24 protein-coding genes and 1 riboswitch are annotated in these 25,506 nt (G+C 71.0%); of the genes, 18 read left to right on the top strand and 6 right to left on the bottom strand.

All coding sequences use genetic code 11. From position 1 onward, the window contains the following. Positions 1-6: 6 nt before the first annotated feature. The 7 genes from E0H26_RS23660 to E0H26_RS23630 all read left to right on the top strand — a co-directional run bounded on the left by E0H26_RS23660 (position 7) and on the right by E0H26_RS23630 (position 6,649). Entirely contained in the window at positions 7-396 is a 390-nt protein-coding gene (locus tag E0H26_RS23660; protein ID WP_131307357.1) for a hypothetical protein, read from the top strand. Positions 397-472: 76 nt separating this feature from the next. After that, positions 473-895: a hypothetical protein gene (locus E0H26_RS23655; protein WP_131307355.1), complete on the top strand. Its 423-nt coding sequence runs from the start codon at positions 473-475 to the stop codon at positions 893-895. 80 nt (positions 896-975) lie between these two features. After that, positions 976-1,302, top strand: coding sequence for a DUF4229 domain-containing protein (locus E0H26_RS23650; RefSeq protein WP_131307395.1), 327 nt, complete (start codon positions 976-978; stop codon positions 1,300-1,302). A gap of 164 nt (positions 1,303-1,466) precedes the next feature. Beyond that, the gene (locus E0H26_RS23645; RefSeq protein ID WP_131307353.1) at positions 1,467-3,353 is read left to right on the top strand and encodes a M14 family metallopeptidase; all 1,887 of its coding nucleotides are present in this window, start codon (positions 1,467-1,469) and stop codon (positions 3,351-3,353) included. 193 nt (positions 3,354-3,546) lie between these two features. Continuing rightward, positions 3,547-3,607, top strand: a riboswitch (cobalamin riboswitch). Positions 3,608-3,717: 110 nt separating this feature from the next. Then, on the top strand, positions 3,718-4,644 hold the full coding sequence (locus E0H26_RS23640; RefSeq protein ID WP_131307351.1) for an ABC transporter substrate-binding protein: 927 nt from the start codon (positions 3,718-3,720) through the stop codon (positions 4,642-4,644). Positions 4,645-4,676: 32 nt separating this feature from the next. Then, positions 4,677-5,783, top strand: a complete 1,107-nt coding sequence (locus tag E0H26_RS23635) for a FecCD family ABC transporter permease (RefSeq protein WP_131307349.1) — start codon at positions 4,677-4,679, stop codon at positions 5,781-5,783. A gap of 92 nt (positions 5,784-5,875) precedes the next feature. Further along, positions 5,876-6,649, top strand: a complete 774-nt coding sequence (locus E0H26_RS23630) for an ABC transporter ATP-binding protein (protein WP_206025334.1) — start codon at positions 5,876-5,878, stop codon at positions 6,647-6,649. 85 nt (positions 6,650-6,734) lie between these two features. Here the strand turns inward: E0H26_RS23630 and E0H26_RS23625 are convergent, their stop codons facing one another. From E0H26_RS23625 to E0H26_RS23610, 4 genes are all read right to left on the bottom strand, one after another. After that, complete coding sequence (locus E0H26_RS23625) at positions 6,735-7,499, bottom strand: VOC family protein (protein WP_131307347.1); 765 nt, start codon at positions 7,497-7,499, stop codon at positions 6,735-6,737. 99 nt (positions 7,500-7,598) lie between these two features. Then, positions 7,599-8,336 (bottom strand): ABC transporter permease, encoded by a 738-nt coding sequence (locus E0H26_RS23620; protein WP_131307345.1) that lies wholly within the window; start codon positions 8,334-8,336, stop codon positions 7,599-7,601. A gap of 12 nt (positions 8,337-8,348) precedes the next feature. Continuing rightward, positions 8,349-9,233, bottom strand: a complete 885-nt coding sequence (locus E0H26_RS23615) for an ABC transporter ATP-binding protein (protein ID WP_131307343.1) — start codon at positions 9,231-9,233, stop codon at positions 8,349-8,351. Between the two features lie 66 nt (positions 9,234-9,299). After that, entirely contained in the window at positions 9,300-11,393 is a 2,094-nt protein-coding gene (locus E0H26_RS23610) for a HelD family protein (protein WP_131307341.1), read from the bottom strand. 174 nt (positions 11,394-11,567) lie between these two features. Here E0H26_RS23610 and E0H26_RS23605 point away from each other — a divergent pair, with 174 nt between their 5' ends. Genes E0H26_RS23605 through E0H26_RS23595 form a run of 3 tightly spaced genes read left to right on the top strand, consistent with a single transcriptional unit; the run spans position 11,568 to position 14,403 of the window. Further along, on the top strand, positions 11,568-12,149 hold the full coding sequence (locus tag E0H26_RS23605; RefSeq protein WP_131307339.1) for an ArsR/SmtB family transcription factor: 582 nt from the start codon (positions 11,568-11,570) through the stop codon (positions 12,147-12,149). A 43-nt stretch (positions 12,150-12,192) separates the two neighbouring features. Further along, positions 12,193-13,518, top strand: a complete 1,326-nt coding sequence (locus E0H26_RS23600) for an MFS transporter (protein WP_131307337.1) — start codon at positions 12,193-12,195, stop codon at positions 13,516-13,518. Between the two features lie 33 nt (positions 13,519-13,551). Then, a complete protein-coding gene (locus E0H26_RS23595) occupies positions 13,552-14,403 on the top strand; it encodes a menaquinone biosynthetic enzyme MqnA/MqnD family protein (protein WP_131307335.1) in 852 nt (283 codons plus the stop codon). Between the two features lie 311 nt (positions 14,404-14,714). Here E0H26_RS23595 and E0H26_RS23590 read toward each other — a convergent pair whose 3' ends face one another. Both E0H26_RS23590 and E0H26_RS23585 read right to left on the bottom strand, forming a co-directional pair. Then, positions 14,715-15,659, bottom strand: a complete 945-nt coding sequence (locus E0H26_RS23590) for a serine hydrolase (protein WP_131307333.1) — start codon at positions 15,657-15,659, stop codon at positions 14,715-14,717. Beyond that, positions 15,659-16,636 carry a serine hydrolase gene (locus E0H26_RS23585; RefSeq protein ID WP_131307331.1) on the bottom strand — a complete coding sequence of 326 codons (978 nt, stop codon included), beginning with the start codon at positions 16,634-16,636 and terminating at the stop codon, positions 15,659-15,661. Before E0H26_RS23585 ends, E0H26_RS23590 begins: the two co-directional genes overlap by 1 nt. 364 nt (positions 16,637-17,000) lie before the next feature. Between E0H26_RS23585 and paaA the strand changes: the two genes are divergently transcribed. The 8 genes from paaA (at position 17,001) to mqnC (ending at position 25,260) form a co-directional block, all read left to right on the top strand. Further along, on the top strand, positions 17,001-18,056 hold the full coding sequence (gene paaA, locus E0H26_RS23580; RefSeq protein ID WP_131307329.1) for a 1,2-phenylacetyl-CoA epoxidase subunit PaaA: 1,056 nt from the start codon (positions 17,001-17,003) through the stop codon (positions 18,054-18,056). Continuing rightward, a complete protein-coding gene (gene paaB, locus E0H26_RS23575; protein WP_206025326.1) occupies positions 18,053-18,364 on the top strand; it encodes a 1,2-phenylacetyl-CoA epoxidase subunit PaaB in 312 nt (103 codons plus the stop codon). The genes paaA and paaB overlap by 4 nt, the downstream gene beginning before the upstream one ends. An 80-nt stretch (positions 18,365-18,444) precedes the next feature. Then, positions 18,445-19,206 carry a 1,2-phenylacetyl-CoA epoxidase subunit PaaC gene (gene paaC, locus E0H26_RS23570; RefSeq protein WP_131307327.1) on the top strand — a complete coding sequence of 254 codons (762 nt, stop codon included), beginning with the start codon at positions 18,445-18,447 and terminating at the stop codon, positions 19,204-19,206. Positions 19,207-19,237: 31 nt separating this feature from the next. Next, complete coding sequence (paaD, locus tag E0H26_RS23565; RefSeq protein ID WP_131307390.1) at positions 19,238-19,714, top strand: 1,2-phenylacetyl-CoA epoxidase subunit PaaD; 477 nt, start codon at positions 19,238-19,240, stop codon at positions 19,712-19,714. Then, positions 19,711-20,853 carry a 1,2-phenylacetyl-CoA epoxidase subunit PaaE gene (paaE, locus tag E0H26_RS23560; protein ID WP_131307325.1) on the top strand — a complete coding sequence of 381 codons (1,143 nt, stop codon included), beginning with the start codon at positions 19,711-19,713 and terminating at the stop codon, positions 20,851-20,853. The genes paaD and paaE overlap by 4 nt, the downstream gene beginning before the upstream one ends. A 219-nt stretch (positions 20,854-21,072) precedes the next feature. Further along, positions 21,073-22,899 (top strand): FG-GAP-like repeat-containing protein, encoded by a 1,827-nt coding sequence (locus tag E0H26_RS23555; RefSeq protein WP_131307323.1) that lies wholly within the window; start codon positions 21,073-21,075, stop codon positions 22,897-22,899. A gap of 254 nt (positions 22,900-23,153) precedes the next feature. Continuing rightward, positions 23,154-23,954 (top strand): SGNH/GDSL hydrolase family protein, encoded by an 801-nt coding sequence (locus E0H26_RS23550; RefSeq protein WP_131307321.1) that lies wholly within the window; start codon positions 23,154-23,156, stop codon positions 23,952-23,954. Between the two features lie 115 nt (positions 23,955-24,069). Next, positions 24,070-25,260: a cyclic dehypoxanthinyl futalosine synthase gene (mqnC, locus tag E0H26_RS23545; RefSeq protein ID WP_131307319.1), complete on the top strand. Its 1,191-nt coding sequence runs from the start codon at positions 24,070-24,072 to the stop codon at positions 25,258-25,260. Positions 25,261-25,506: the final 246 nt, after the last annotated feature.

Raw genomic sequence — 25,506 nt, 5'->3', positions numbered from 1 at the left:
GGGCGGGTGTTGGTCGAGGACGTTCGCCGACGGGCGGCCGGAGGCGTGCTGGTCGCGTTGCTGGTGCTGGCCGTTGCCGCGACGCCGTCGGCCTCGGCGGCGCAGCCGGCCAGCGCGGTGGCCGCGACGCCTGCGCCGACCGCCGGGTGGGGCACCATCTCGATCCGGGTGTCGATCGCCCCGCGTCCCGACGTCACCCCGACCTCGACCCCGACCTCGACCCCGACCCCGCGCCCGAGCGGAACGGGTGTGCCGCCGAGCCCGTCGGCGTCCCCGCCCGCTGGTGGATTGCCGCGCACCGGAGTCGCGCTCACGGCCCTGCTGCTCGTCGGCGTGGCCCTGGTCGTCGGCGGCATCCTGCTGCGGCTGGTCGCCCGCCGACGGGAGATCGGCTGAGCCCCGTCCTGGCGCTGGCCGGCGCTGCCGGCCAGCGTGAGCGGGTCGGCCGGGCTCGCGTACCCTCGTCAGGGAGATGAGTGAGCAGCAGAGCACCTTTCCTCGACGGGACGCCGACGGACGCATCCAGACCCTCGGCGACCTGCTCGGCGTCGCGCTGGCCGGCGCGGTCCTCGGGCTGCTGGTGCTGGTGCTCTTCGACGGGGCCTTCGCCTGGCTGGGTGCCGGTGACTTCGGGCAGGCCAACGGTTGGCTGGCGGTGATCCTGCCCGCCTGGCTGTTCTGGGAGGACTTCCGGGCCTGGGAGTTCGGTGCCCCCCGGGTGGTGGCCGGGCTGGTGGCCGTCGCGGTCGCGGTGGTGTCCGGACTGCTGGTGGCGGGAGTCGCGACCGGTCTGCCGCCGCTGGTGTCCGGCGGGCTGGCCGCAGCGACGTTCACCGTGGTGTACGCGCTGGTCTGGTTCCCCGGCGTCCGCTGGCTGGTCAGCCGGACGAGTTGACCCGGGGCGGGCAGGTCAGGGGCCGGACCGAGGGCCGGCCGGAACGCAAATGGCGACGTGAGCGATCGGAGTGGATGAACGTGAGTGCGGCGGTCAAGTACACGCTTGGCCGGATCGGCCTGTTCGTGGTCGTGGTGGCGGCCCTGTGGCCGGTCGACCTGGACATCTTCCTGAAGCTGATCCTGGCGCTGCTTTTCTCCGCTGCCCTGTCCTTCTTCCTGCTCAAGGGCTGGCGTGACGAGATGGCCGAGGAGATGGCTGCCAGCGCCGAGCGGCGCCGTACCGAGAAGGATCGGCTGCGCTCCGCCCTGGCCGGTGACGACCAGGACGCCGAGGCCGGCGGGGGCGCCGCGTCCTCCACGGACCAGCCGGGATCAGCCGACCCGGGGCGCGGTCCGTCGGCCTGATCTGGCGCCCGGCTTCGTCGGGTACCGGCCGGCGGAAACATGTTGCCGGCGTGAGGATCAGGCTGGGATGAGCAAAACAACGATCGATATTGATATGACCATGTGACCGGTGGTGGGCTGGCCGCTACCGAGCGGGAAACCCCCGCGCCTCCAGGAGGTTGTCCATGGCCTTCCGTACCATCCCTGTCCGCCGGGCACTGGCACTCATCGTCGCCGCCGGGCTCGGCCTCGCCCTCTCGGCACCACCGGTATCCGCGCGGCCCGCACCCGACCGGGACGAGCAGCCGGCTGCCGCCCCCTACCGGGTGCTCGGGCCGAAGACACTGGCCGACCGCACCGCGGTTGCCGGTACCGGTGCCTCGCTCGACTACTCCGAACACGGGGTGCTGCACGTCTCGGCCACGCGCGCCGAGGCCGCCGCCATCACCCGGCTCGGGTTCAAGTTGGAACCCGTCGCCGCCGCACCGACCGACCGTGGCCACGGGGTGGCCCACACCGATCCGGACGTCGGCACCCTCGCCTTCCCACCGGCCGACGCGAACTACCACGACTACGCCGAGATGATCGCCGTGGTCAACCAGGTCGTCGCGGACCACCCGTCGATCGCCAGAAAGATCAGCATCGGGACCTCGTACGAGGGCCGGGACCTGGTGGCGGTGAAGATCTCCGACAACGTCGGCGTCGACGAGAACGAGCCGGAGATCCTGTTCAACGCCCAACAGCACGCCCGTGAGCACCTGACCGTCGAGATGGCGATCTACCTGCTCAACCTCTTCACCGACAGCTACGGCGCGGATTCCAGGATCACCAACCTGGTCAACAACCGGGAGATCTGGATCGTGCCGTCGGTCAACCCGGACGGCAGCGAGTACGACATCGCCACGGGCTCCTACCGGTCGTGGCGCAAGAACCGCCAACCCAACAGCGGATCGTCGTACGTCGGCACCGACCTGAACCGCAACTGGAGCTTCAACTTCGGCTGCTGCGGCGGCTCGTCCGGCTCGACCTCCTCGGACACCTACCGGGGTCCGTCGGCCTTCTCCGCACCGGAGACGCAGGCGCTGCGCAACTTCGTCAACAGCCGGGTGGTCGGCGGGGTCCAGCAGATCAAGGCCAACATCGACTTCCACACCTACTCCGAGCTGGTGCTCTGGCCGTTCGGCTACACCTACAACGACACCGCGCCCGGCATGACGGCCGACCAGTACAACACCTTCGCCACACTCGGCCGGCAGATGGCCGCGACCAACGGCTTCACCCCACAGCAGTCCAGTGACCTGTACATCACCGACGGCAGCAGCATCGACTGGATGTGGGCGACGCACGGCATCTGGGCGTACACCTTCGAGCTGTATCCGGGCTCGGCCTCCGGCGGCGGCTTCTACCCGCCCGACGAGGTGATCCCGGCGCAGACCTCGCGCAACCGCGAGGCGGTGCTCATCCTCACCGAGTACGCCGACTGCCCGTACCGGGCGATCGGCAAGCAGGCGCAGTACTGCGGCGGTGGCAGCGGGACCACGGTCTGGTCGGACACCTTCGAGACCGCGACCGGCTGGACGACCAACCCCAACGGCACCGACGCCGCGACGTCGGGCCAGTGGGAGCGGGGTGCCGCCCAGGCCACCAACTCCAGTGGGGCCAAGCAACTCGTCCCGTACGCCGGCAGCAACGACCTGGTGACCGGCCGGCTCGCCGGTACCGCGGCGGGTGACTACGACGTCGACGGCGGCGTGACCAGCGCTCGCTCCCCGGCGATCACCCTGCCGTCCAGCGGCACGTTGACGCTGTCGCTGGCCTGGTATCTGGCCCACGGCTCGAACTCGTCCTCGGCGGACTACTTCCGGGTCAGCGTGGTGCACAACGGCGGCACCACGGCACTGCTCACCCAGGCCGGGGCGGCAAGCAACCGCAACGGCGCCTGGACGTTCTCGAACCTCAACCTCACCCCGTACGCCGGACAGTCGATCCGGATCCTGGTGGAGGCCGCGGATCTCTCGACCGCGAGCCTGGTCGAAGCGGCTGTGGACAACGTCACCATCACCGCCTCCTGAACCGACGGGGCCCCGCCACACCCCCTCGCGCGGGGCCCCGTCTCAGGAACGAACGGGGACAAACCAGTTGAGCGGCCGCCGCCCGACCCGCCTCGTGGCGGCCGGCAGCCAGTCGCCCGATGCGGTCCATCCCCCGGCTCGCCAGGCGCAACGCAGGGCGTGCGCTACCGTCTTAGCGACCCGCCGCAGCGAAGCCGGTGTGAAACCGGCGCTGTCCCGCAACTGTGATGCCCCCACTTGGGGGACGAGCCAGGTCGCCTGTGCGCGGGTCGCGATCCGCGCTCTCGAGGAAGGGCGCCTCGCGGACGGGTGCCCAGGCTCCCTGTCGGCGAAGCACCGCACTCCTCGACCGACAGGAGGACCGATGTCCAGACGTACCCCCCGGTTGCTCGCCGCCACCCTCGCGCTGGCCGCGCTCACCCTCGGCGCCTGCGCCGAGAAGACCAGCGAGACACCCGCCCCCAGCGGCAGCCCGACCACCGCCGCCTTCCCCGTCACCGTCGGCTCGCTGACGTTGGAACAGCGTCCCGAGAAGATCGTCTCGCTCTCCGCCTCGGCCACCGAGATGCTCTACGCGGTCGGCGCCGGCCCGCAGGTCACCGCCGTCGACGACCAGTCCAACTACCCGGCTGACGCGCCCAAGACGGACCTCTCCGGCTACCAGCCCAACGCCGAGGCGATCGCCGCGAAGAACCCCGACCTGGTGGTGCTCAGCGACGACCGCAACAAGATCGTCGACCAGCTCGCCGCGCTGAAGATCCCGGTCTACCTGACCCCGGCGGCGCAGACGCTCGACGACTCGTACCGGCAGATCACCGAGCTTGGCCTGCTCACCGGCAACGCCACGGCGGGGGCGGACGTGGTGCAGCGGATGAAGGACGACATCGCGAAGATCTCCGCCGAGGTGCCGCAGCGGGTCCAGGCGCCCACCTACTTCCACGAGCTTGGCCCGGAGCTGTACACCGCCACCAGCAAGACCTTCATCGGCTCGATCTACGCCCTCGCCGGGCTGGAGAACATCGCCGACGCGGCCGACGCCGACGGTAAGAGCGGTGGTTACCCGCAGCTCTCCCAGGAGGTCATCGTCCAGGCCAACCCGGACTTCGTCTTCCTCTCCGACGTCAAGTGCTGCCAGCAGAGTGCCGCGACGGTCAAGGCGCGCAGCGGCTGGTCGGGCATCAACGCGGTCCGCAACGACCAGATCGTGGAACTCGACGACGACGTCGCGTCCCGCTGGGGTCCGCGAGTGGTGGACCTGCTCCGCGCCATCGTGGACGCCACCAACAAGTGACGGGTGGCAGTCGTTAACAGGGGACCCTTCATATGCACCAGGCGTTAAGAAGGGGCCCTTCCTTCGCGTCGGCCGGGGTGGATGCCGCACCCCGGCCGGCCGGACTGCGCAAGCGCTGGCTCGCTGCCGGCGTGTTCGCCGTGCTGGTCGCGGTCGTGGCCGGCGTCTCGCTCGGTCCGGTCAGTCTGCCGCCGGGCAGCGTCGCGATCGAACTGCTCAACCTGCTCCCCGGAGTACGGCTGGACAGTGGACTGGCCGAGCGGGAAGTCGCCATCGTCACCGAACTCCGACTGCCCCGGGTGGTGCTGGGTCTGCTGGTCGGCGGGCTGCTCGCCCTGGCCGGCGGCGCCTACCAGGGGGTGTTCCGCAACCCGCTGGCCGACCCGTACCTGCTCGGTGTCGCCGCCGGGGCCGGACTGGCGGTCACCGTCGTACTCACCGTCGGCGGGGTCGGGGCGGGCGGCGCGTTGACCGGGCTGCCGGCCACCATCCCGCTGGCCGCCTTCGTCGGCTCGCTCGGCGCGGTGATCATGACGTACCTGCTCGGTGCCGCCGGTGGGCGCAGCCGCTCCCCGGCCACCCTGATCCTGGCCGGGGTCGCCGTCTCCGCCTTCCTTGCCGCCGGGCAGACGTACCTGCTGCAACGGCACGCGGAGAGCATCCAGGCCGTCTACTCCTGGCTGCTCGGGCGACTCGCCACCGCCGGCTGGCAGGACGTCCGGCTGGTCCTGCCGTACTTCCTGATCACCAGCCTGGTCGTGCTGCTGCACCGGCGGGAACTCGACGTGCTCTCGGTGGGTGACGACGAGGCAGCCAGCCTCGGCCTGCACCCGCAACGGTCGCGGTACCTGCTGATCGCCGCCGCCTCACTGGGCACCGCCGCCGCAGTCTCCGCCTCCGGCCTGATCGGCTTCGTCGGCATCATCGTGCCGCACACCGTACGGATGCTCGCCGGGTCGAGCTATCGGGTCATCCTTCCACTGTCGTTGCTGTTCGGCGGCGCCTTCCTGGCCCTGACCGACGTGGTGGCACGGACCGCCGCCGCCCCACAGGAGATCCCGATCGGGGTGGTCACCGCGCTGCTCGGCGGCCCGTTCTTCGTCCTGGTGCTGCGCACCGCCCGGCGGGTGCTGACATGACCCGCCCCGACCTGCCCGCCGCCGACCTGCCCGCCGCCGACCTGCCCGCCGTCGGGGTGCCGGCTGCGTCGCCCGCTGACGAGGTGCCGGCGGTGGAGGTGCGTGACCTTCAGGTCAGGCTGGACGGGGTGCCCATTCTCACCGGCATCGACCTCACGGTGCGCTCCGGTGAGTGGGTCACCGTGATCGGTCCGAACGGTGCCGGCAAGTCCACCCTGCTACGCGCCGTCGGTGGCCTGCTGCCGGCGGCACCGGACGCGGTCCGTCTCTTCGGTACGCCACTGGGCACCCTGCGCCGCCGGGACCGGGCTCGGGTGGTCGCCACGGTGGCCCAGTCCCCGGTCGTACCGCCGGGCATGACGGTGCTCGACTACGTGCTGCTCGGCCGGAACCCGTACATCCCGCCGTTGGGCCGGGAGTCTGCGGCCGACCTCGCCGTCGTGCAGGAGGTGCTGGATCGGCTGGACCTCGCCGGCTTCCGGGGCCGCGAGTTGTCCACCCTCTCCGGTGGGGAACGCCAGCGGGTCTTCCTGGCACGGGCGTTGGCCCAGGGCGCGACCCTGTTGCTGCTCGACGAGCCCACCAGCGCGCTGGACATCGGTCACCAGCAGGAGGTGCTGGAACTCGTCGACCAGTTGCGTCGTACCGAAGGGCTGACCGTGCTGGCCACCATGCACGACCTCTCGATCGCCGGTGAGTACGCCGACCGCATGGTGCTGCTCGCCGAGGGCCGCGTCGCCGCCACCGGCACCCCCCACGAGGTCCTGACCGAGGATCTCCTGTCCCACCACTACCGCGCTCACGTAAAGGTCATCCCCGGCCCACACGGCCCCTTCGTCCTCCCCACCCGCCCCCACCACCCCTGACCACCCCCGCGATCTTGCACTTGCTGTCGCCGCTAAAGGTGTGATATGGGGCATAAAGGCGACCAGGAGTGCAAGATCGGCGAGGTCAGGGGGTGAGGGCGATGAGGGAGAAGAGGGCGCCGTCGGGGTCGCGGAGGGCGGTGATGCGGCCGGCGGGAATGTCGCGGGGCGGGACGAGGATGGTGCCGCCCAGTTCGGCGGCGCGGGCAGCGGTGGCGTCCGCGTCCGCCACCGAGAAGTAGAGGGTCCAGTAGGCGGGGGAGTCGGCGGGGAACTCCTCGCCGAGCGGAGGCATCATGCCGGCCACCATCCGGTCGCCGAGCCGCCATCCGGTGTAGGCGGCCTGCCCCATCGGCTCCTCCTCGGGCTGCCAGCCGAAGACCAGCTCGTAGAAGACCCGCGCGCCGTCAGGGTCGGGCGTGACCAACTCCGTCCAGCTCATCGCGCCAGGTACGTCGAAGACCTCGGCGCCGGCGAACGTCATCGGCTGCCAGACGCTGAACGCCGCACCGGCCGGGTCGCTGAAGACCGCCATCCGACCCCGGTCGAAGACCTCGAACGGCGGTACGATCACCTGCCCGCCCGCGCGTTCCACCCGCCCGGTGACCAGGTCGGCGTCGTCGGTGGCGACGTACGTCGACCAGATCGGCACCTGGTCCGGTACGGCCGGCGGCCCCACGCCGGCGACGGCCCGGCCGTCGAGCTGGAAGATCGTGTAACCGCCCGCCTCGGGCTCGGGATCCACCCGGCCGGTCCAACCGAACAACTCCGGGTAGAAGCGCCGCGCCCGGTCGAGCCCTGGCGTGGCCAGGTCGGCCCAGCACGGCGTGCCCGACGGGACGCTTGCCACCGCTACCCCTCTCGACCCCGGCAGTGGCCGCCACCCGGCCACTCTCACCGGCATCGTGGCACCGCCGGACCGCGATCCGGGCCGAAAACCGGAGGAACGTCAGCTGAACCGGCGACCCTCGTCACGGCGGTACGCCCACCCGGCCAGCGTGGCCAGCACCACCACCCAGACACCGAGCATGACCAGCGAGAGCGGGCTCACCGAGTAGTCGCCGACCGCCGCCCACATCAGCTCCACCGCGCCCCGGGTGGGCAGGTACGGCGCGATCGCCTCGATGAAACCGGGCGCCTGGCCGGGGGCGGAGAGCAGGCCACCACCGAAGGCGAGCGGGAAGAAGACGAGTTGCGCCACCACGATCGCCGCCTTGCTCGGCAGCGCGTACCCGATGGCCAACCCCATCAGCGTGAACGGCACCGAGATGACGGCCACCGTGGCCAGTGCCAGCAGGAACGCCGCCGGTTCGATCCGGGCCCTGGTCAGGGTCGCCGCGATCACCACGACCGGGATCAGCGAGAGGTAGGTGATGGCCAGCCCGGCCAGGATCCGGCCGGCGAAGCGTGGCGCCGGCCCGGCCGGCAACGTCCGGGTGTACGGGTTCCAGGGCTGGTCACGATCCTCGGCGACGCCCACGCCGTACTGGAAGATGTTGGCGCTCATCACCGAGAAGGTGACCATGGCGCCAGTGGCGAAGGTGGCCCCCACCGGGTCCCTGCCGGCGAACGGCACCACGAAGAAGAGCATCGCGGCGGCCGGGAAGAACGCACTACCGAAGATCGCGACCGGAACGCGGGCCGTCTCCAACAGCTGGTAACGCGCGTGTACCAGGGCAAGTTGCACTTCGAGATCCCCTCAGGCGGCGACTGGCGCGGCGTCGGTGGCGGTGATGGCCAGGAACGCCTCCTCCAGCGAGGTCGGGCGTACCTCCAGGTCGCGGAACCCGACTCCGCTGGCGACCAGGTCCCGTACCAACTGGTCGGCGTCGGCGGTGAGCAGGTGGATGCGACCGTCGACCCGCTCGGTGCGGACCACCCCGGGCAGCGAGGGAAGTTCGTCGGCGGTCAGGCTCACCCGACGTACGCCGACGACGGCCCGGATCGCCTCGACGCTGTCGTCGGCGAGCACCCGCCCCTGGCCGATCACCACCACCCGCTGCGCCAGCGCCTCCACCTCCTCCAGGTAGTGGCTGCTCAGCAGCACCGTGCCGCCGTCGGCGTGGAACGCCCGGATGGCCTCCCACAGGGTGTGTCGGGCCTCCACGTCCAGCCCGGTCGTCGGTTCGTCCAGCACCACCAGTCGGGGACGACCGACGAAGGCCAGCGCCACCGCGAGCCGGCGCTTCTGCCCACCGGAGAGCCCACCGCACTGCCGGCGGGCCAGCTCACCGAGGCCGAACCGGTCGAGCAACTCGCCGCGCGGAACCGGATCCGGGTAGTGGGCCGAGACGAAATCCACCACCTCGCCGACCCGCAGCGTGCCGGGCAACCCGGTCTCCTGCGGGGTCACCCCGATCTGCCGCCGGCTCGCCGGATCACGCGGATCGCCGCCGCCGAGTTCCACCCGGCCGGAGGTGGGCCGGCGTAGCCCGACCAGCAGGCTGATCAGGGTGCTCTTGCCGGCACCGTTGGGCCCCAGCAGGCCGACCAGCTCGCCGGCCCGCACCTCGACGTCGACCTGGTCGAGGGCGAGGACGTCGCCGTACCGGCGGCTGACCCGTTCGGCGCGGGCAAGGGTCACGAGGCGTCTCCTTCCACGTGCTTGTCGGCCTACTGGTCTACCAAACGGTGGCAAGCCGGACGCGGGTCAGTCGAGGGGTGCCGGCAACGGCGCACTGTGCAGCACCGACAGCCGGGAGACGGCTCGGGTGAGCACCACGTACAGCCGGTGTAGTCCGCGTGGCTCGGCCGCCACGATGTCGGCCGGTTCGACGACGATGACGTGGTCGTACTCCAGGCCCTTGACGGCGGTGGCGGGCACCACCGTGACGCGCGGGCCGGATCCCGGCTCGTCGGCGGTCGCGGTCTCGATCCCGGCCGCCGTCAGCGCCGCGCGCAGCCGCTGCACCGCGTCGTCGGCGGCGATCACCGCGACCGACCCCTCGTGGGCGAGCGCCGCGCCCACCTCGGCCACCGTCGCCCCGGAAAGATCGGTCACGGTACGCACCTCCAGCACGCCGTCGCGGCGCAGCGACTCTGCCGGCGGTACGTCCACGGCGAGCGCCGGCAGCAGCCGGTTGGCGAAGGCGAGCACGTCCGCGGGCACCCGGAAGCCGACCGTCAACGGCACCACCGTCGCGTCCGGTTTACCGAGGTGACGCAGCGTCACCCGCCAGTCGGTGGCGGCCCACGGCGCGGTCGCCTGGGCCAGGTCGCCGAGGAGGGTGAGCGAGCCGTGTTCGCTGCGCCGGGCGATCACCCGGCACTGCATCGCGGAGAGATCCTGCGCCTCGTCCACCACCACGTGCCCGTAGCCGCCCGGCCGCTCGATCAGCCCGGCCGCCTCGTCGATCAGGACGGCGTCGGCGGCGCTCCACCGGGTCGCCTTCGGCGTACGCCCCAGCTTCGTGCCGGATCCGGCCCCCGGGGCGCTGTCCCGGCCGGTCAGCAGGGCCTGCTCGGCGGGGGTGAGCAGGCCGTCGGCCGCGGCGGCGAGCCGGTCGGGATCGGCGAGCAGCGCGTGCACCAGCCCGTCCGGGGTCAACGCCGGCCAGACCGTGTCCAGGAAGGCCGCCACCGGCTGCACCCGGCCCATCCGGCGCAGCCACGCCTCGCTCGGCGACTCCGCCCGCCGGGCCTCGGCCTGCCGTTGCAGCAACCCGACCACCCGGGCGCGGACCCGTTCCCGGCCGAGGGCGTACGGCAGCTGCTCGGCCCGGGTCTCGTGGACCAGCCGATGCAGCGGCTCCAACCCGATCCGCCAGCGGAACGAGCCGTCGGAGACGACGATCGGCTCGGTCGGCTCGCCGACGTACGCCTCGATCGCCCGACGCAGTACCTCGGCCATCCGCGCGTCGTGCTTGATCACGGCCACCGCCGGCGGATCCACCGCCCGCACCGCCACCCGGTCGACCAGGTCCTCGACGACCGCCTGCTCGACCTCCACCTCGCCGAGGGCGGGCAACACCGCCGCGATGTACGCCAGGAAGGCCCGGTTCGGGCCCACGACCAGCACCTTCGACCGGCGCAGCCGTTCCCGGTGCAGATAGAGCAGGTACGCGGCCCGGTGCAGCCCGACCGCGGTCTTCCCGGTGCCCGGAGCGCCCTGCACGCAGATCGAGTCGGCCAGGTCGGCGCGGACCAACTCGTCCTGTTCGGGCTGGATGGTGGCGACGATGTCGCGCATCGGCCCCACTCGGGGGCGCTCGATCTCGGCGGTCAGGATCCGGCTGGCCGTGCCGAGTTCCTCACCCCGGTCGAGGTGCTCGTCCTCGAAACTGGTCAGCCCCCCGTTGTCGAAGCCGAACCGGCGTCGTACGGCCAGCCCCTGCGGGTCGCGGGCGCTGGCCCGGTAGAACGACCGGGACACCGGGGCCCGCCAGTCCAGCACCAGCGGTTCGCCCTGCTCGTCGGTGACGTGCCGGCGGCCGACGTGGTACCGCCGTCCGGCGTGGTCGGCGTCGGCGTGGCCGAAGTCGAGTCGGCCGAAGAAGAGCGGGGTGCGCGGGTCGTCGGCGAGTTCGGCCACCCGCCGGGCGAGGTGTCGCCCGAGCTGTTCGGCGGTGTACGCGTCCCCAGCGACCTTGTCGCCGGTGGCGAAGAGTGCCTCGGCGCGCTCTCGCATCCGGGCCAACGCCGCTCGGGAGTCGGACAGGTGTGCCCGCTCGGCGGCCAGTTCGTCGTCGAGGCTCGACCGGCGGTGCTGTGGGGAATGCGGGAGGTGTTGGGCGTGCAGGCTCATCCACGTACTCCTTGACACGGGAAGAAGGCTGCCGCTCGCGTTTCCGACTGGTTGGCCGGCGCGGGGACGTCCGCTCCGGTGCTACCCACCGCGGCCGTCAGGCGGAACGGAAAGCCTACTCCCCGCTGGATCGGCAGCAACCGGTTTTGGCCGCCAGCGGGAATCATGGGGGGCATGACGGAGGCGCAACCCGAGCCGCCCCGGGTGACGATCAGCGATCCGCAGACGCTGCGGGCGCTCGCCCACCCGGCCCGGCTCGCGATCATGGAACATCTCGCGTCGACCGAGGGGGCGGTCACCGCGACCGAGTGCGCCGAAGTGGTGCACCTGTCCCCGAGCGCGACCAGCTACCACCTGCGGGCGCTGGCCCGGTTCGGCCTGGTGGAGCAGGCGCCGAGTCGGGGGGACGCCCGGGAGCGGCTGTGGCGCAGCACGGTGCAGTCCTGGACGATCGACGCCGGCCGAAGCGCCGACCCGTCCGTCCGGGAGGCGGAGCAGACCCTGCTGGAGGTGTTCCTCGCCCGGGAGGTGGAGCAGAGCCGCGACTGGTTGCGCCGGGCGCCGGACGAGCCGGAAGCGTGGTACCAGAACGCGTTGATGAACGAGTCCCTGCTGCTGCTCAGTGCCGACGAGTTGGCGGAGCTGAACCAGGCGGTACTGGCGTTGCTGCGGCCGTACCGCAGGCGTACCCGGACCAATCCGCCGCCGGGCGCACGCCGGGTTGCCATCCAGTACAAGGCGTTGCCACTGGACTGATTCGGACTTGTGATCATCAGATGTGAAGCATTATTTTCGAAGTATGTCCTTCACATCTGACCGATCGCGCTGGTCGGACGTAACCCTCGCCACCGCCGCCCGGGGCATCGCCACCTGCGGTGACTTCCTCGCGGCCACCACGCTGACCCTGACGTTCCAGTCGACCGGGGCCGGTGGCACCGCCGTCGCCGGCGTACTGCTGGCGGCCAGCGTCCCGCTGGTGGTGCTCGCCCCACTGACCGGGCGGCTCGCCGATCGGGTGGACAGTCGCAAGCTGCTGATCGCGGCCGGCCTGGCGCAGTCGGCGGTCTGCCTCGCGCTCGCGTACGCCGGACACACGCTGCTGGTGATCGGCCTGATGGCACTGCTGGCCACCGGCCTGGCGGTCACCCAGCCGGTGCTGGCCGCCCTGGTGCCCGCGATGGTGCGCCCCACCGACCTGCCCCGGGCCACGGCACTCAACCAGACCGCCGGCCTGCTCGGCGTGCTCGCCGGACCGGCGCTGGCCGGTCTGCTGGTGGGCGGCTTCGGCACCCGGGTACCACTGCTCATCGGTGCCGGGAGCTACCTCGCGCTGGTGCTCGCCGGGCTGCTGATCCGTACCCGCCGAGGTGGGCAGCGGCCGGCGACGACCGCGACCGGTCAGACCCCGACCGCGAGTTGGCGGCTTCGGCAGGACCCGCTGCTGGTCGCGATGGTGGCCACCCTCGCCGGCGTGATCGCGGCCGTCGGGGCGATCAACGTCGTGGAGGTCTTCTACGTACGCGAAACACTCGGTGCGTCCGCCACCGTCTACGGCCTGGTGACCGGGGCATGGACCCTCGGTGTGCTCTGCGGCGCCTGGATCTTCGCCCGGCTGGTACGGCGCTTCACCGACGACGCCGCCCTGGTCCAGTGCGGGCTGTTCCTGCTGGCCGGCTGCTGCCTGATGGTGCTGCTCTCGGTGACCGTGCCGTCAGCGCTGCTGCTGGTGCCGATCTGGCTGCTCGGCGGCGTTTTCAACGGCGGCGACAACGTGTTCAACAACGTGGTGCTGGCCCGGCGGGTGCCCGAGGCCGCCCGTGGACGGGCCTTCGCCGCCATGGGCGCCGCCGTACAGGGCGCGTCGATGGTCGGCTACCTCCTCGGCGGCCTCCTGCTGGAGGTGACCGAGCCGCGTCCACTGATCGTCGGCTGCGGGGTGGCCGGACTCCTGGCGGTGGCCGTCTTCATCGCGCCGGTACGCCGAGCCGTCCGCTCCGAACGCAGCCGACCCGCCGACCCGCCCTCTGGTCCCACCCCGGCGTCTGCGGGTCAGCCGGCCGGTGCTGCGCCAGCGGGTGCCGGGGTGCCGGATGCGGGGTTGGCCACTTCGGGGCCGACCCGGTGAGCCGGTCGGCCCCGGCGGCGATACGGTCGGGGCATGGTCGAGCGCGTCGCCCGCCCCCGGGTCGGGCACATCCAGTTCCTCAACTGCCTACCGATCTACTGGGGCCTGATGCGCTCCGGTGCGCTGCTCGACGTCGACCTGCACAAGGACACCCCCGATCGGCTCAACGCCGCACTCGTCGCCGGTGACCTGGACATCGGGCCGATCTCCCTGGTCGAGTACCTGCGCCACGCCGACGAACTGCTGCTGCTGCCGGATCTCGCGGTCGGCAGCGACGGCCCGGTGCTGTCGGTCAACCTGGTCAGCACCCGGCCGCTGACCGAACTGGACGGGGCCCGGGTGGCCCTCGGCTCCACCTCGCGGACCGGAGTGCTGCTCGCGCAACTGCTGCTGCGGGAGCGGTACGGAGTGCAGCCCGAGTACTTCCGGTGCCCGCCGGACCTGACTCAGATGCTGCTGGAGGCGGACGCAGCGGTGCTGATCGGCGACGTGGCCCTGCGCGCCCTGTACGAGGCGCCGGGCCGTGGGCTGACGGTGACCGACCTGGGGCAGGCCTGGCGGGAGTGGACCGGCCTGCCGATGGTCTTCGCCGTCTGGGCGGCCCGCCGCGATTTCGCCGCCGCACACCCCGGCCTGGTCAAAGAGGTGCACGAGGCGTTTCTGCGCTCCCGTGACCTGTGTCTGGCCGAACTCGACCAGGTCGCCGAGTCGGCAGCCCGCTGGGAACCCTTCGACGCCGCCACCCTGGCCTCCTACTACCAGGCCCTCGACTTCTCACTGGGCGACCGCCAGGTAGCCGGCCTACGCGAGTTCGCCCGCCACGCCGCCGCCCTGGGCGAAACCCCCGCCCTCCCCACCCCCGGCCCCACCTTCTTCCCCCACTAGGTTCTGTCTCGCGGACCTTGGGTCGGGGACGGCGGGTTCGAAGCTCGACGAGTCGAGCAAGTCGTGGCAGTGGGTACCGGACATGTCGTACCTGGCCGCCCAGTGCCCACTCCGTCGAAGCCGCGTACGACCTGCCTGCGTTACCCGTCCACACCGCGCACGCTGGTCGCCCTCTCCTAGCCGCGAGAACCCCCCGCACCCCCCTTTGCCCCGCGATCTTGCACTTTTGGTCGCTGATTCGCGGCTTATGCCGGAAATGCGGCGACTGAAAGTGCAAGATCGGCGCGAAATGGGGTGGGGGAGGGTGGGGGTTAGGGGGTGGGGGTTAGGAGGGATTCGGTGATTTTTTCGCAGTTGGCCATGCCGTAGTCGTAGCCCTTGTTGATGGGGTAGCGGAGCATGACGCCCATCGTCCAGGTGTCGCCGATGGCCAGGCAGTTGACGTGGATCTCCTGCTCTCGCGTGCGGTCGACCCAACCGTTCTTGATGGCGATCTTCTTGGCCTCGGCGGCCGGGAACGCCTTGCGGATGCCGAAGTCGCCGGCACCGCGTACCAGCCGCATCTCGTTGAGCAGCCACTTGGTCCACTTGGGCCCGGCGGCCCGACCGTCGGCGATGCAGTTGCCCAGCCGGGCGGTGTCCCGGGGCGACAGCTCCGTGCGGCTCCACCCGAGGTCGCTGGAGACGTTGCTGTCGGTCAGGTCACAGGTCGACAGCAGTCGCTTGATCGAGGCCGAGCGGCCGATCTGGGTGTAGAGGGCCTCGGTGCGCTCGTTGTCGCTGTCCCTGATGATCCTCGTCAGATCGTCCAGCTTCGCGTCGCTCGGAGTCTGCCCGGCGTCGGCGGTACGGCGCAGGTAGTCGGCGACGATCCAGGATTTGATCAGGGACGCCGTGGTGTTGGTCTCGTCCATGTTGTCCGAGCCGATGATCTCGCCTGATCGCCGGTCGAGCACGCTCCAGCCGTACCAGCCGTCGATGTCCAGGTCGAGCTTCTTCGCCTCGAACGGCAGCGGCTCGGGCTCCGGCGACGGGCTGGGGGAGGGGGACGGCCGGTTGCTGCGGTCGGTCAGGGCGCCGCTGCGGGCCGCCGGTGCTTCCGCCCGCCCCCACTCGGCGGCGGCGGTGGACTCGAAGGGCGAACCGGGCAGCAGGCGTAGCGACACCAGGACCAGCCCGACCAGGACGGAGGCGATGGCGACGAGGCGTAACGGCGATGTCTCGCCGCTGCGGCGGCGGCGCTTGCGGGCGGCCATCAGAGCTTGCCGATCGGCTGCTGCGGCACCTTGAGGGCGCCGCCGGGCTGCGGGGTCACCAACTGCGCCGTCACACTCGCGCAGACGTCGGAGCCGTAGGCGAGCCCCCGACCGTCTGGATAACGAAGCATCACCGCGAGACTCCACTTCTCGGTCACGGCGAGGCAGTTGACGTGCCAGTTGCCGTCGTAACGCAGGGAGGTCCAGCCGTTCTTCATGCTGACCGGCCCTTGGCTGAGGATCGACTCGGGCAGTCCGTCGATGATGCCCCACCGGCCGCCGCCCAGTCGGGGCTTCTGGTCCTTGTCGGCGGTGCTACCCCGGACCTTGCTCATCTCGGCGAGCAGCCACTTGGTCCACTTGGGGCCGGCGGCCTTGCCGTCGGCGATGCAGTCGCCCAGCCGGACCGCGTCTCGCGGCGACATCCGGGTGAAGCTCCAGTACCCCTTGTACGGGTCCACGTTGCCCCGCTTGGTGTCGGTGAGGCCGCAGATCTTGATCGCCCGCTTGATCACTGGGTCTGGTTGCCCGTTCGCCGGCACCGTGTACGAGCCGCCGGCGAGCCGAAAAACGACGTTGGTCGCGTCGTCGTCGCTGTCCCGGATGGCCACGCTGGCGGCCTTCTTGATGCCGGCGCTCGGCTCCTCGTCGCCCAGTTGGCGCAGGTAGTCGGCGACGATCCAGGCCTTGAGCATCGACTCGGTGGAACTGGTCGAGGCCATGTTCTTCGAGCCGGAGATCTTGCCCGACTCGCGCTCCATCAGCGCCCAGGAAAAGAACTCGCCCTTGAAGTTCACCGAGACCTTGGCGGGCGCGAGCGTTGGTGGTGGCGGAGGTTCCGGACTGGGCGCGGCGACGGTCTCCGGGACGCCCGCGCCCGGCCCGGCGGACAGCCGGGCGTACGCGGCGGGCACCAGCATGACGCCGCCGAGCAGCACCGCCGTGACGGCGAGCACCATGGTCACGCGAGATCGCATGAGCGGGTGAGCTCCAGATGTCAGGCCGGGGGGACCGGCTTGTTGCCAGGGCTGATCGCTGCGGATCGCCGCGGGGCCGGGGGACGTTGGCCCTGTCTCAGTCGGCGATCGTCGCCAGCCGATCGGTGTGACGTGCGAAGTCTACGTGCGGATTCGTGTCGTGCCAGGGTCCGACACTGGGCAACTCGCCGTGATGACGGGATAACCAACCGTTCTGCGGCCGTTGCGAGGATTTGTCCGGCGATTGTGAGCCAGGTCATGTCTGCCGCCCGTCACGAACGGCGCTCGCCTGGTGACGAACGGCTGTTTCGTATTTCTGTGACACCCTCTGGTTTCTTGAGCGGCCAGCTGTAACACTTAGTGCATGTATGGCAATGACTTCTCGGGCGAGGACGCGCCCGGCGGCCTGCTCGGCGAGGTCGAGGCGGCGGAGGCGGCGCTGCGCGCCGCCGCGGAACGGGACCGGGGTGCCCCCGGTCAGGACGTCGACCTGGCGGCCTACTTCGCGGAGGTCATCGACGCGGACCAGAAGATCGAGCCGCGCGACTGGATGCCCGAGGCGTACCGGCGGACGCTGATCCGGCAGATCGCTCAGCACGCCCACTCCGAGATCATCGGGATGCAGCCCGAGGGGAACTGGATCAGCCGGGCCCCCTCGCTCAAGCGCAAGGCGATCCTGCTGGCCAAGGTCCAGGACGAGGCCGGTCACGGCCTGTACCTCTACGCCGCGGCGGAGACCCTCGGCATCAGTCGGGACGAACTGGTCGAGCTGCTGCTCGAAGGCCGGCAGAAGTACAGCTCGATCTTCAACTACCCCACCCTCACCTGGGCCGACGTGGGCGCGATCGGTTGGCTGGTGGACGGTGCGGCGATCGTCAACCAGGTCCCGCTCTGCCGCTGCTCCTACGGCCCGTACGCCCGAGCGATGATCCGGGTCTGCAAGGAGGAGTCGTTCCACCAGCGGCAGGGGTACGAGATCCTGCACATGCTGGCGCACGGCACCCCGGCGCAGAAGGCGATGGCCCAGGACGCCCTGGACCGCTGGTGGTACCCGTCGCTGGCCATGTTCGGCCCGCCGGACGGCGACTCCACGCACTCCGCCCAGTCGATGGCATGGAAGATCAAGCGTTTCTCCAACGACGAGCTGCGGCAGCGGTTCGTGGACATGTGCGTCGGCCAGGCCGAGGTGCTCGGGCTGACCATCCCCGACCCCGACCTGCGCTGGAACGACGAGCGTCAGGCGTACGACTTCACCCAGCCGGACTACGCCGAGCTGATGCGGGTGATCTCCGGCGACGGGCCGTGCAACCGGCTGCGGATGGAGCACCGTCGTCGCGCCCACACCGAGGGCGCCTGGGTACGCGAGGCCGCCGCGGCGTACGCGGCAAAGCAGGCAAGCAAGGAGAAGGTGGCGGCGTGAGCGAGCGAAGCGAGCGACTCAGCGTGAGCGATCATTCGCCTCTGTGGGAGGTCTTCGTGCGAGCCCGGCGTGGGCTGGCGCACACCCACGTGGGCAGCCTGCACGCGCCCGACGCCGAGCTGGCCCTGCGTAACGCCCGCGATCTCTACACCCGCCGCCAGGAGGGGGTGTCGATCTGGGTGGTGCCGGCGAGTTCGATCACCGCGTCCAGCCCGGACGAGAAGGACGCCTTCTTCGACCCGGCCGCCGACAAGGTCTACCGCCACCCCACCTTCTACGACGTGCCAGAAGGCGTGGCCCACCTGTGAGCGCGAGGAGTGAGCCGGTCTTGCGAGCCCCGCAGTCGCGAACGGAGACGGGCCCTGTGAGCGCGAGGAGTGAGCCGGTCTTGCGAGCCCCGCAGTCGCGAACGGAGACGGCGGACGTGAGCGGTCCGTTCGACTTCACCCTTGCCCTTGGCGACGACGCGCTGATCGCGGCGCAGCGGCTCGCCGAGTGGACCACCCGGGCGCCGGAGATGGAGGAGGACATCGCGCTGGCCAACATCGCCCTGGACCAGCTCGGTGCGGCCCGGCTGCTGCTGTCGTACGCGGGCGAGCTGGAGGGCGCGGGCCGGGACGAGGACGCGCTGGCGTACCTGCGTGACGACCGGGAGTTCCGCAACTGCCTGCTGGTCGAGCTGCCCAACGGCGACTTCGCGGTGACCATGGCGAAACTGCTCGTCCTGTCGGCCTACCAGCTGCCGCTCTACACCGCGCTGGCCGGCTGCGCCGACGAGCGGCTGGCCGCGATCGGGGCCAAGACGCGCAAGGAGTCCGCGTACCACCTGGATCACGCGGCGCTCTGGGTGCGGCGGTTGGGCGACGGCACCGAGGAGTCGCACCGGCGGATGCAGGCCGGCATCGACCAGGTCTGGCCGTACGCCCAGGAGTTGTTCGCCGCGCAGCCGCAGGCGCCGGTCGACCCGGCGAGCCTGCGGGCCGACTTCGACGCGACCGTCTCGGCGGTGCTCGCCGAGGCGACGCTGACCGTGCCGGATTCCGCCTGGGCGCCGGCCGGTGGGCGCGACGGCCTGCACACCGAACACCTGTCGTACCTGCTCGCGGAGATGCAGGTGCTGCATCGTGCCCATCCGGGTGCCCGCTGGTGAGCCGCCCGGACACACCGTGCCGGTGGCGGCGGTGAATTCGGCCCGCGAGGCGGCGGCGGCGGTGGTGGATCCCGAGATCCGGGTGATCACCATCGAGGATCTCGGCATCCTGCGCTCGGTCGAGGTGGACCCGGGTACCGGCCGGGTGGTGGTGACCATCACTCCCACGTACACCGGTTGCCCCGCGATGGACGTCATCCGCGCCGACATCCGCCGGGCGCTGGCCGTGGCCGGTCACCCGGACGCCGAGGTACGCACGGTGCACAGTCCCGCCTGGAGCACCGACTGGATCACCGACGCCGGGCGGGCCAAGCTGGCCTCGGCCGGCATCGCCCCACCGGCCCCGGTCCGGCGCGACGGGGTCGTGCCACTGACCCTGGCCGTCCGCTGCCCACGCTGCGGATCGCCGGACACCGAGCAGCTCAGCCGTTTCGGCTCCACCGCGTGCAAGGCACTCTGGCGCTGCCGCGCCTGCTCCGAACCGTTCGACCATGTGAAGGCACTGTGACTGTCACCATCACCCGCCCGGTCCGCCGCCGGCCGGTGTTCCATCCGCTGCCTGTCGTCGCCGTGGATCGGCTCACCGCCGACGCCGTCGCGGTCACCTTCGCGGTGCCCGAGGAACTGCGCGCGACCTTCGCGTTCCACGCCGGCCAGCACCTCACGGTACGCCGCCCAACCGACACCACCGGTGCTGCCACTGATGCCCCGGGCACGGACGGTGCGGACGTGCGCCGCTCGTACTCCATCTGCTCCACGCCGGAGGAGTTGGCGCGGCACGGTCGGTTGCGCATCGGCGTGCGGGAGGTCCCCGGTGGGGCCTTCTCGTCGTACGCCTGTGGGGCGTTGCGGCGGGGCGACACCGTCGAGGTACTGCCCCCGCTGGGCCATTTCACCACGGCGTTCGCGCCGGACCGGGTGCGCCGCTACGGCGCGGTGGTCGCCGGCTCCGGCATCACCCCCGTGCTGGCGCTGGTCGCCACCGCCCTGGCCGTCGAGCCGGCCAGCACCTTCACCCTGGTGTACGGCAACCGTACGGCCAACAGCGTGATGTTCGCCGAGGAGTTGGCCGACCTGAAGGACCGCTACCCGACGCGGCTGCACCTGGTGCACGTGCTCTCCCGTGAGCAGGGCGAGTCGCCGTTGCTGTCCGGGCGGATCGACGCCGAGCGGCTGGGCCGGCTGCTGGACACCATCGTGCCCGGTGAGGCCATCGAGGAGTGGTTCCTCTGTGGCCCGTACGGGCTGGTGGTGGACGCCAAGACGGTGCTCACCGGGCGGGGCGTGCCGGAGTCGGCGGTGCACACCGAGTTGTTCTTCGTCGACGCCCCACCGGAGCCGGTCCGTCGGCCGGCCGAGGAGTCCGGTGCCGGCACCGAGGTCACCATCCTGCTGGACGGTCGTTCGTCGAGCTTCACCATGCGCCGCGACGAGCGGGTGCTGGACGCCGCGTTGAAGGTTCGCGGCGAGTTGCCGTACGCCTGCAAGGGCGGGGTCTGCTCGACCTGCCGGGCGAAGGTGGTCTCCGGCGAGGTCGAGATGGCCCGCAACTACGCGCTGGAGCCCGACGAGGTGGCCGCCGGCTACGTGTTGACCTGCCAGTCCAGCCCGCGCACCGACACCCTCACCGTCGACTACGACGCCTGAGGCGCCGGGGTGCCGGAGGTGCTGGTCGTTCGGCTGCCGTACGGGGCAGCATCGCCGTACATCCTCAACTAGATTGCCCCTCATCGTTGTCCGGTGCCGCCGGATGGTCGTTCCACAGTCATCTCGGTGCACCCGGGAACGGGTGACCGTGCGCCCGCGACGGCGCTCACGATCGACGGGGGACGTGAATTGAGCCGACAGGTACGACGACGGCGTTGGGTGGCACTGGCGGGGACGGTGGCGATCGCCGGCGCCGGTCTGACCGGCGCGGCGCCGGCCGCAGCGGTCGGTGGCGGTGACCCGGTTACCGACCCGGCCTTCGCCTTCGCGGCCAAGGTGGCGGTCAGCGACGTGAATGCCTGCTCGGGGGCTCTGGTCGCGCCGCAGTGGGTGATCACCGCCAAGTCCTGCCTCGGTGACGCCGCAACCGCGCCGGTCACCGGCGTGCCGGCCCGGCCGACCACGGTGACCGTGGGCCGGCTCGACCTGACCAGCGCCGCCGGCCAGGTGCGCCGGGTCGCGTGGGTGGTGCCGCATCCGGACCGCAACGTCGCGCTGCTGCGTCTCGTCGCGCCGGCGGTCGGGGTGGCTCCGGTGGCCCTCGGCACCGCCGCGCCCGCGCAGGGCGAGACGTTGCAGGCGTTGGGCTTCGGCCGGACGGCGACGACCTGGGTGCCGACCACGTTGCACCAGGTGGCCGTGACGGCGGCTGCGGTGACCGCGACGACCGTCTACATCACCAGCTCCGCCGGCGGCGGACCGACCACCTGCAAGGGCGACGCCGGTGGCCCCACCGTCCGGCTGGTCGGCGGCCGTCCCGAACTCGTCGCCCTGCACCACACCTCCTGGCAGGGCGGTTGTCTGGGCGAGACCGAGACCCGTCGGGACGCGGTCGAGACCCGCACCGACGACCTGGTGGCCTGGATCCGTCAGCACAGCGTCTCCGCCTGCAACGCCGGCGGTGGGACGGTGGTGCCGGGTGACCAGCCCAGCATCGCCAGGCTCGGCGACTTCACCGGTGACTGCCGGGCGGACGTGCTCACCCAACGCACCGACGGTCGGTTGCGCGTGTACCCGTCCAGCGGTCAGCTCTCCGGGACCACGCCGCTCTTTCCGGGGCCGTACCGGGACGTCAACGGCAACACGAACTGGGCGAGCGCCAACCGTCCGCATGTGCTGATCGGCGACTTCGACGGTGACGGGCGGTCGGACCTGATCGGCGGCACCTCCGACGGCAGGCTCACCGGACAGGCGTCGACGGGCGATCTCTCTGCCGACAACCGGCTCTTCGGTCCCGAGGTCCTGGTCGGCACCGGCTTCCGGGTGAGTAGCGTCCCGCGCCTCTACGTCGGGGACTTCGACGGTGACGGGCGGACCGATCTGCTCGGTCAGCTGGCCAACGGGACGCTGCGGGTGTGGCGCTCCACCGGCGACCTCTCGGCCGACGCCCGACTCTTCTCCAGCCCGCCGCGCGACGTGAACACCGGGTTCACCACCGAGGCGGTGCCACGGATCCTGACCGGAGACTTCAACGGCGACGGTCGTACGGATCTGATCGCCCAGTTCGCGGACGGCTCGATGAAGGCGTACCCGTCCAGCGGTGATCTCTCCGCCGACGGTCGGCTCTTCCCGACCACCGAGGCGGCGAAGGTGGTCGGCACGGGGTGGCGGAGCACGTCGATTCCGCGCGTCATGCCCGCCGACGTGGATGGCGACGGGATCACCGACCTGGTGGCCCAGTTGGCCGACGGGCGGCTGCGGGCGTACCGGTCGACCGGTGACCTGACCAGCACCGCCTCGACCTTCCCCGGTCCGTACCCGTACGTGGGCACGGACTCGAACTGGGCCTCGGCGAACCGGCCGCGACTCATGGTGGGCGACCTCTCCGGAGACGCCCGGACCGACCTCGTCGGGCAGAACGCGGACGGTACCCTGCTCGCCTTCGAGTCGACCGGTGACCTGTCGGCCGACAACAAGCTCTTCGTCAGGAGCCAGGGAGCGGTCGGGACCGGCTGGGTCAGCACCAGCATCCCGCGTCTCTTCTGACCTGCTCGGCTTTGCTGCGGGCCCGGCCCACCCTCATGCCCAGGGTGGGCCGGGCCCCTTTTGCGCGCAGGGCCCTTTGGTGACCGTGGGCCTGCTGCCGGTAGTTGAGCGGAATTGTCGGGTGGTGACTGAACGGAAGCCGCTCCGGCAACGTCACGTAGGCGACGGATCGGTACCTCCCCTGAGTCCACTTTGGACTGTGACTGGTACGGTCATCTCGCATCAATTCCGGCTTCACGGTCAGAAAGGAAGCCATGCGCAAATTGACTTCGGTGGTGGTCGCCGCAGCGATGGCGCTCGTCGCCATGGAGGCGGTGGTGGGCGCTCCCGCGCGCGCAGCAGCCACCCAGGAGTACGTCGCACTCGGCGACTCGTACGCCTCCGGCGTCGGGGCATACCCGTACGACTCCGCCAGCGGCGCCTGTCTGCGCAGCCCGAAGAGCTACCCCCGGATGCTGGTCTCCAGCCTCGGCGGTTACACGCTGAAGGACGTGACCTGCAGCGGCGCCACCATGGCCGACGTACGGAGCAAGCAGCTCTCCGCGCTGAGCAGCAAAACCGCGCTGGTCAGCATCACGGTGGGCGGCAACGACGCACAGTTCTCGGCGGTGGCGACGGGCTGCCTCACCGAGAGTGAGTGGTCCTGCGAGGTGGCGACGATGTACTCCTCGTACTACGCCCGCAATCAGATGGTGGGTGAGCTCGCCGGCCTTTACACCGAGATCAAGCGCCGCGCTCCCAAGGCGAAGGTGGTCGTGCTCGGCTACCCGAGGCTGGTCGCCCCGACCGGCTCCTGCGGCGCGATCAGCCCCAGCGCCGCCAAGCGCACCTTCATGAACGGCAACGCCGACGCGGTTGCCGAGGGCACCCGCGCGGCGGCGAGCCGGGCCGGCGTCACCTTCGTCGACATGCGTCCGGTCCTCGCTGGTTACGAGGCGTGCAGCCCCAGGCCCTTCATCCACGGAGTCAACCTGACCCGCCTCACCGAGACCTTCCACCCCACGCTGGAAGGCCACGCCGCCTACACCTTCCTCCTGAGCGCCCACCGCTCCTAACCCGCCTAGCCGAGCGATCTTGGTGCGGTAGCGCCCCTCGGAGGGCTGCTCCATACCAAGATCGCTTGGACAGGTGGTGGCGGTGGTGGAGGAATGGCCGCGTAGGCTCGGGGGCGTGACGGTGAGCCGGGAGATCGACGACATTCTGCAGCGTGGCGCGGGCGGCGGGCGGATCACGCCCGAGGAGGCCCTGCTGCTCTACACCGACGCGCCCCTGCACGCCCTCGGCGAGGCGGCGGACGCGGTACGTCGGCGGCGCTACCCGGACAACGTCGTCACGTACCTGATCGACCGCAACATCAACTACACCAACGTCTGCGTGACGGCGTGCAAGTTCTGCGCCTTCTACCGGGCGCCCAAGCACAAGGAAGGGTGGACCCACCCGACCGAGGAGATCCTGCGCCGCTGCGGCGAGGCGGTCGAGTTGGGCGCCACCCAGGTCATGCTCCAGGGCGGCCACCACCCGGACTACGGCGTGGAGTACTACGAGGAGCTGTTCTCCTCGGTCAAGAAGGCGTATCCGCAGCTCGCCATCCACTCCATCGGGCCGAGCGAGATCCTGCACATGGCGAAGGTGTCCGGGGTGAGCCTGGACGAGGCGATCGCCCGGATCAAGGCCGCCGGGCTGGACTCGATCGCCGGCGCCGGCGCCGAGATGCTGCCGCAGCGGCCGCGCAAGGCGATCGCGCCGCTCAAGGAGTCGGGCGAGCGCTGGCTGGAGGTCATGGAGCTGGCACACCGGCAGGGCGTCGAGTCGACCGCGACGATGATGATGGGCACCGGGGAGACCGCCGCCGAGCGGATCGAGCACCTGCGGATGATCCGCGACGTGCAGGACCGTACGCAGGGCTTCCGGGCCTTCATCCCGTGGACGTACCAGCCGGAGAACAACCACCTCAAGGGCCGGACCCAGGCGACCACCCTGGAATATCTGCGCCTGGTGGCGGTGTCCCGACTGTTCTTCGAGACCGTGCCGCACCTCCAGGCGTCCTGGCTGACCACCGGCAAGGACGTCGGCCAGCTCGCGCTGCACATGGGGGTCGACGACCTCGGTTCGATCATGCTGGAGGAGAACGTCATCTCCTCGGCCGGCGCGCGGCACCGGTCGAACCTGCACGAGCTGATCGGGATGATCCGTTCCGCCGACCGGATCCCGGCGCAGCGGGACACGCTCTACAACCGGCTGGCCGTGCACCGTACGCCCGCTGACGACCCGACCGACGAGCGGGTGGTGTCGCACTTCTCGTCGATCGCGTTGCCGGGTGGTGGCGCCGGTCGCTCGCTGCCGTTGGTCGAAGCGAACTGATCCGGTCCGCAATCACGGACGGTCATGGGGGCGAAACGCTGCGTCGGCTCGGCCCCGTCCGGTTGATCAGCCGAATGGCCCACCGGAGTCGCCCGCCCGGTCAGAAGCGTGTTGGCGTGACGGCTTGGATGCGGATGCCGCGGGGCAGTAATAGCCATCAATCCGGACAATCCTTAAGTGAACATTAGCTGACCAGCTCGTCCCGGGGCGTTGCGGGGTGGCGCGGGTGATCGATGACAGATAACG

The sequence above is a fragment of the Micromonospora zingiberis genome (assembly GCF_004331455.1).
Taxonomy (GTDB): Bacteria; Actinomycetota; Actinomycetes; order Mycobacteriales; family Micromonosporaceae; genus Micromonospora; species Micromonospora zingiberis.
The sequence above is the reverse complement of the archived record's forward strand: the minus strand, read 5'-3'. Positions and strand labels throughout refer to the sequence as shown.

Bases quoted from the DNA above. Each gene is read 5' to 3' on its own strand.
- E0H26_RS23585 (WP_131307331.1), bottom strand. From the start codon at position 16,636: ATGCGATCTCGCGTGACCATGGTGCTCGCCGTCACGGCGGTGCTGCTC.
- E0H26_RS23610 (WP_131307341.1), bottom strand. From the start codon at position 11,393: ATGAGCCTGCACGCCCAACACCTCCCGCATTCCCCACAGCACCGCCGG.
- E0H26_RS23635 (WP_131307349.1), top strand. From the start codon at position 4,677: ATGCACCAGGCGTTAAGAAGGGGCCCTTCCTTCGCGTCGGCCGGGGTG.
- E0H26_RS23550 (WP_131307321.1), top strand. From the start codon at position 23,154: ATGCGCAAATTGACTTCGGTGGTGGTCGCCGCAGCGATGGCGCTCGTC.
- E0H26_RS23655 (WP_131307355.1), top strand. From the start codon at position 473: ATGAGTGAGCAGCAGAGCACCTTTCCTCGACGGGACGCCGACGGACGC.
- E0H26_RS23595 (WP_131307335.1), top strand. From the start codon at position 13,552: ATGGTCGAGCGCGTCGCCCGCCCCCGGGTCGGGCACATCCAGTTCCTC.
- E0H26_RS23605 (WP_131307339.1), top strand. From the start codon at position 11,568: ATGACGGAGGCGCAACCCGAGCCGCCCCGGGTGACGATCAGCGATCCG.
- E0H26_RS23645 (WP_131307353.1), top strand. From the start codon at position 1,467: ATGGCCTTCCGTACCATCCCTGTCCGCCGGGCACTGGCACTCATCGTC.
- E0H26_RS23590 (WP_131307333.1), bottom strand. From the start codon at position 15,659: ATGGCCGCCCGCAAGCGCCGCCGCCGCAGCGGCGAGACATCGCCGTTA.
- E0H26_RS23640 (WP_131307351.1), top strand. From the start codon at position 3,718: ATGTCCAGACGTACCCCCCGGTTGCTCGCCGCCACCCTCGCGCTGGCC.
- paaA (WP_131307329.1), top strand. From the start codon at position 17,001: ATGTATGGCAATGACTTCTCGGGCGAGGACGCGCCCGGCGGCCTGCTC.
- E0H26_RS23600 (WP_131307337.1), top strand. From the start codon at position 12,193: ATGTCCTTCACATCTGACCGATCGCGCTGGTCGGACGTAACCCTCGCC.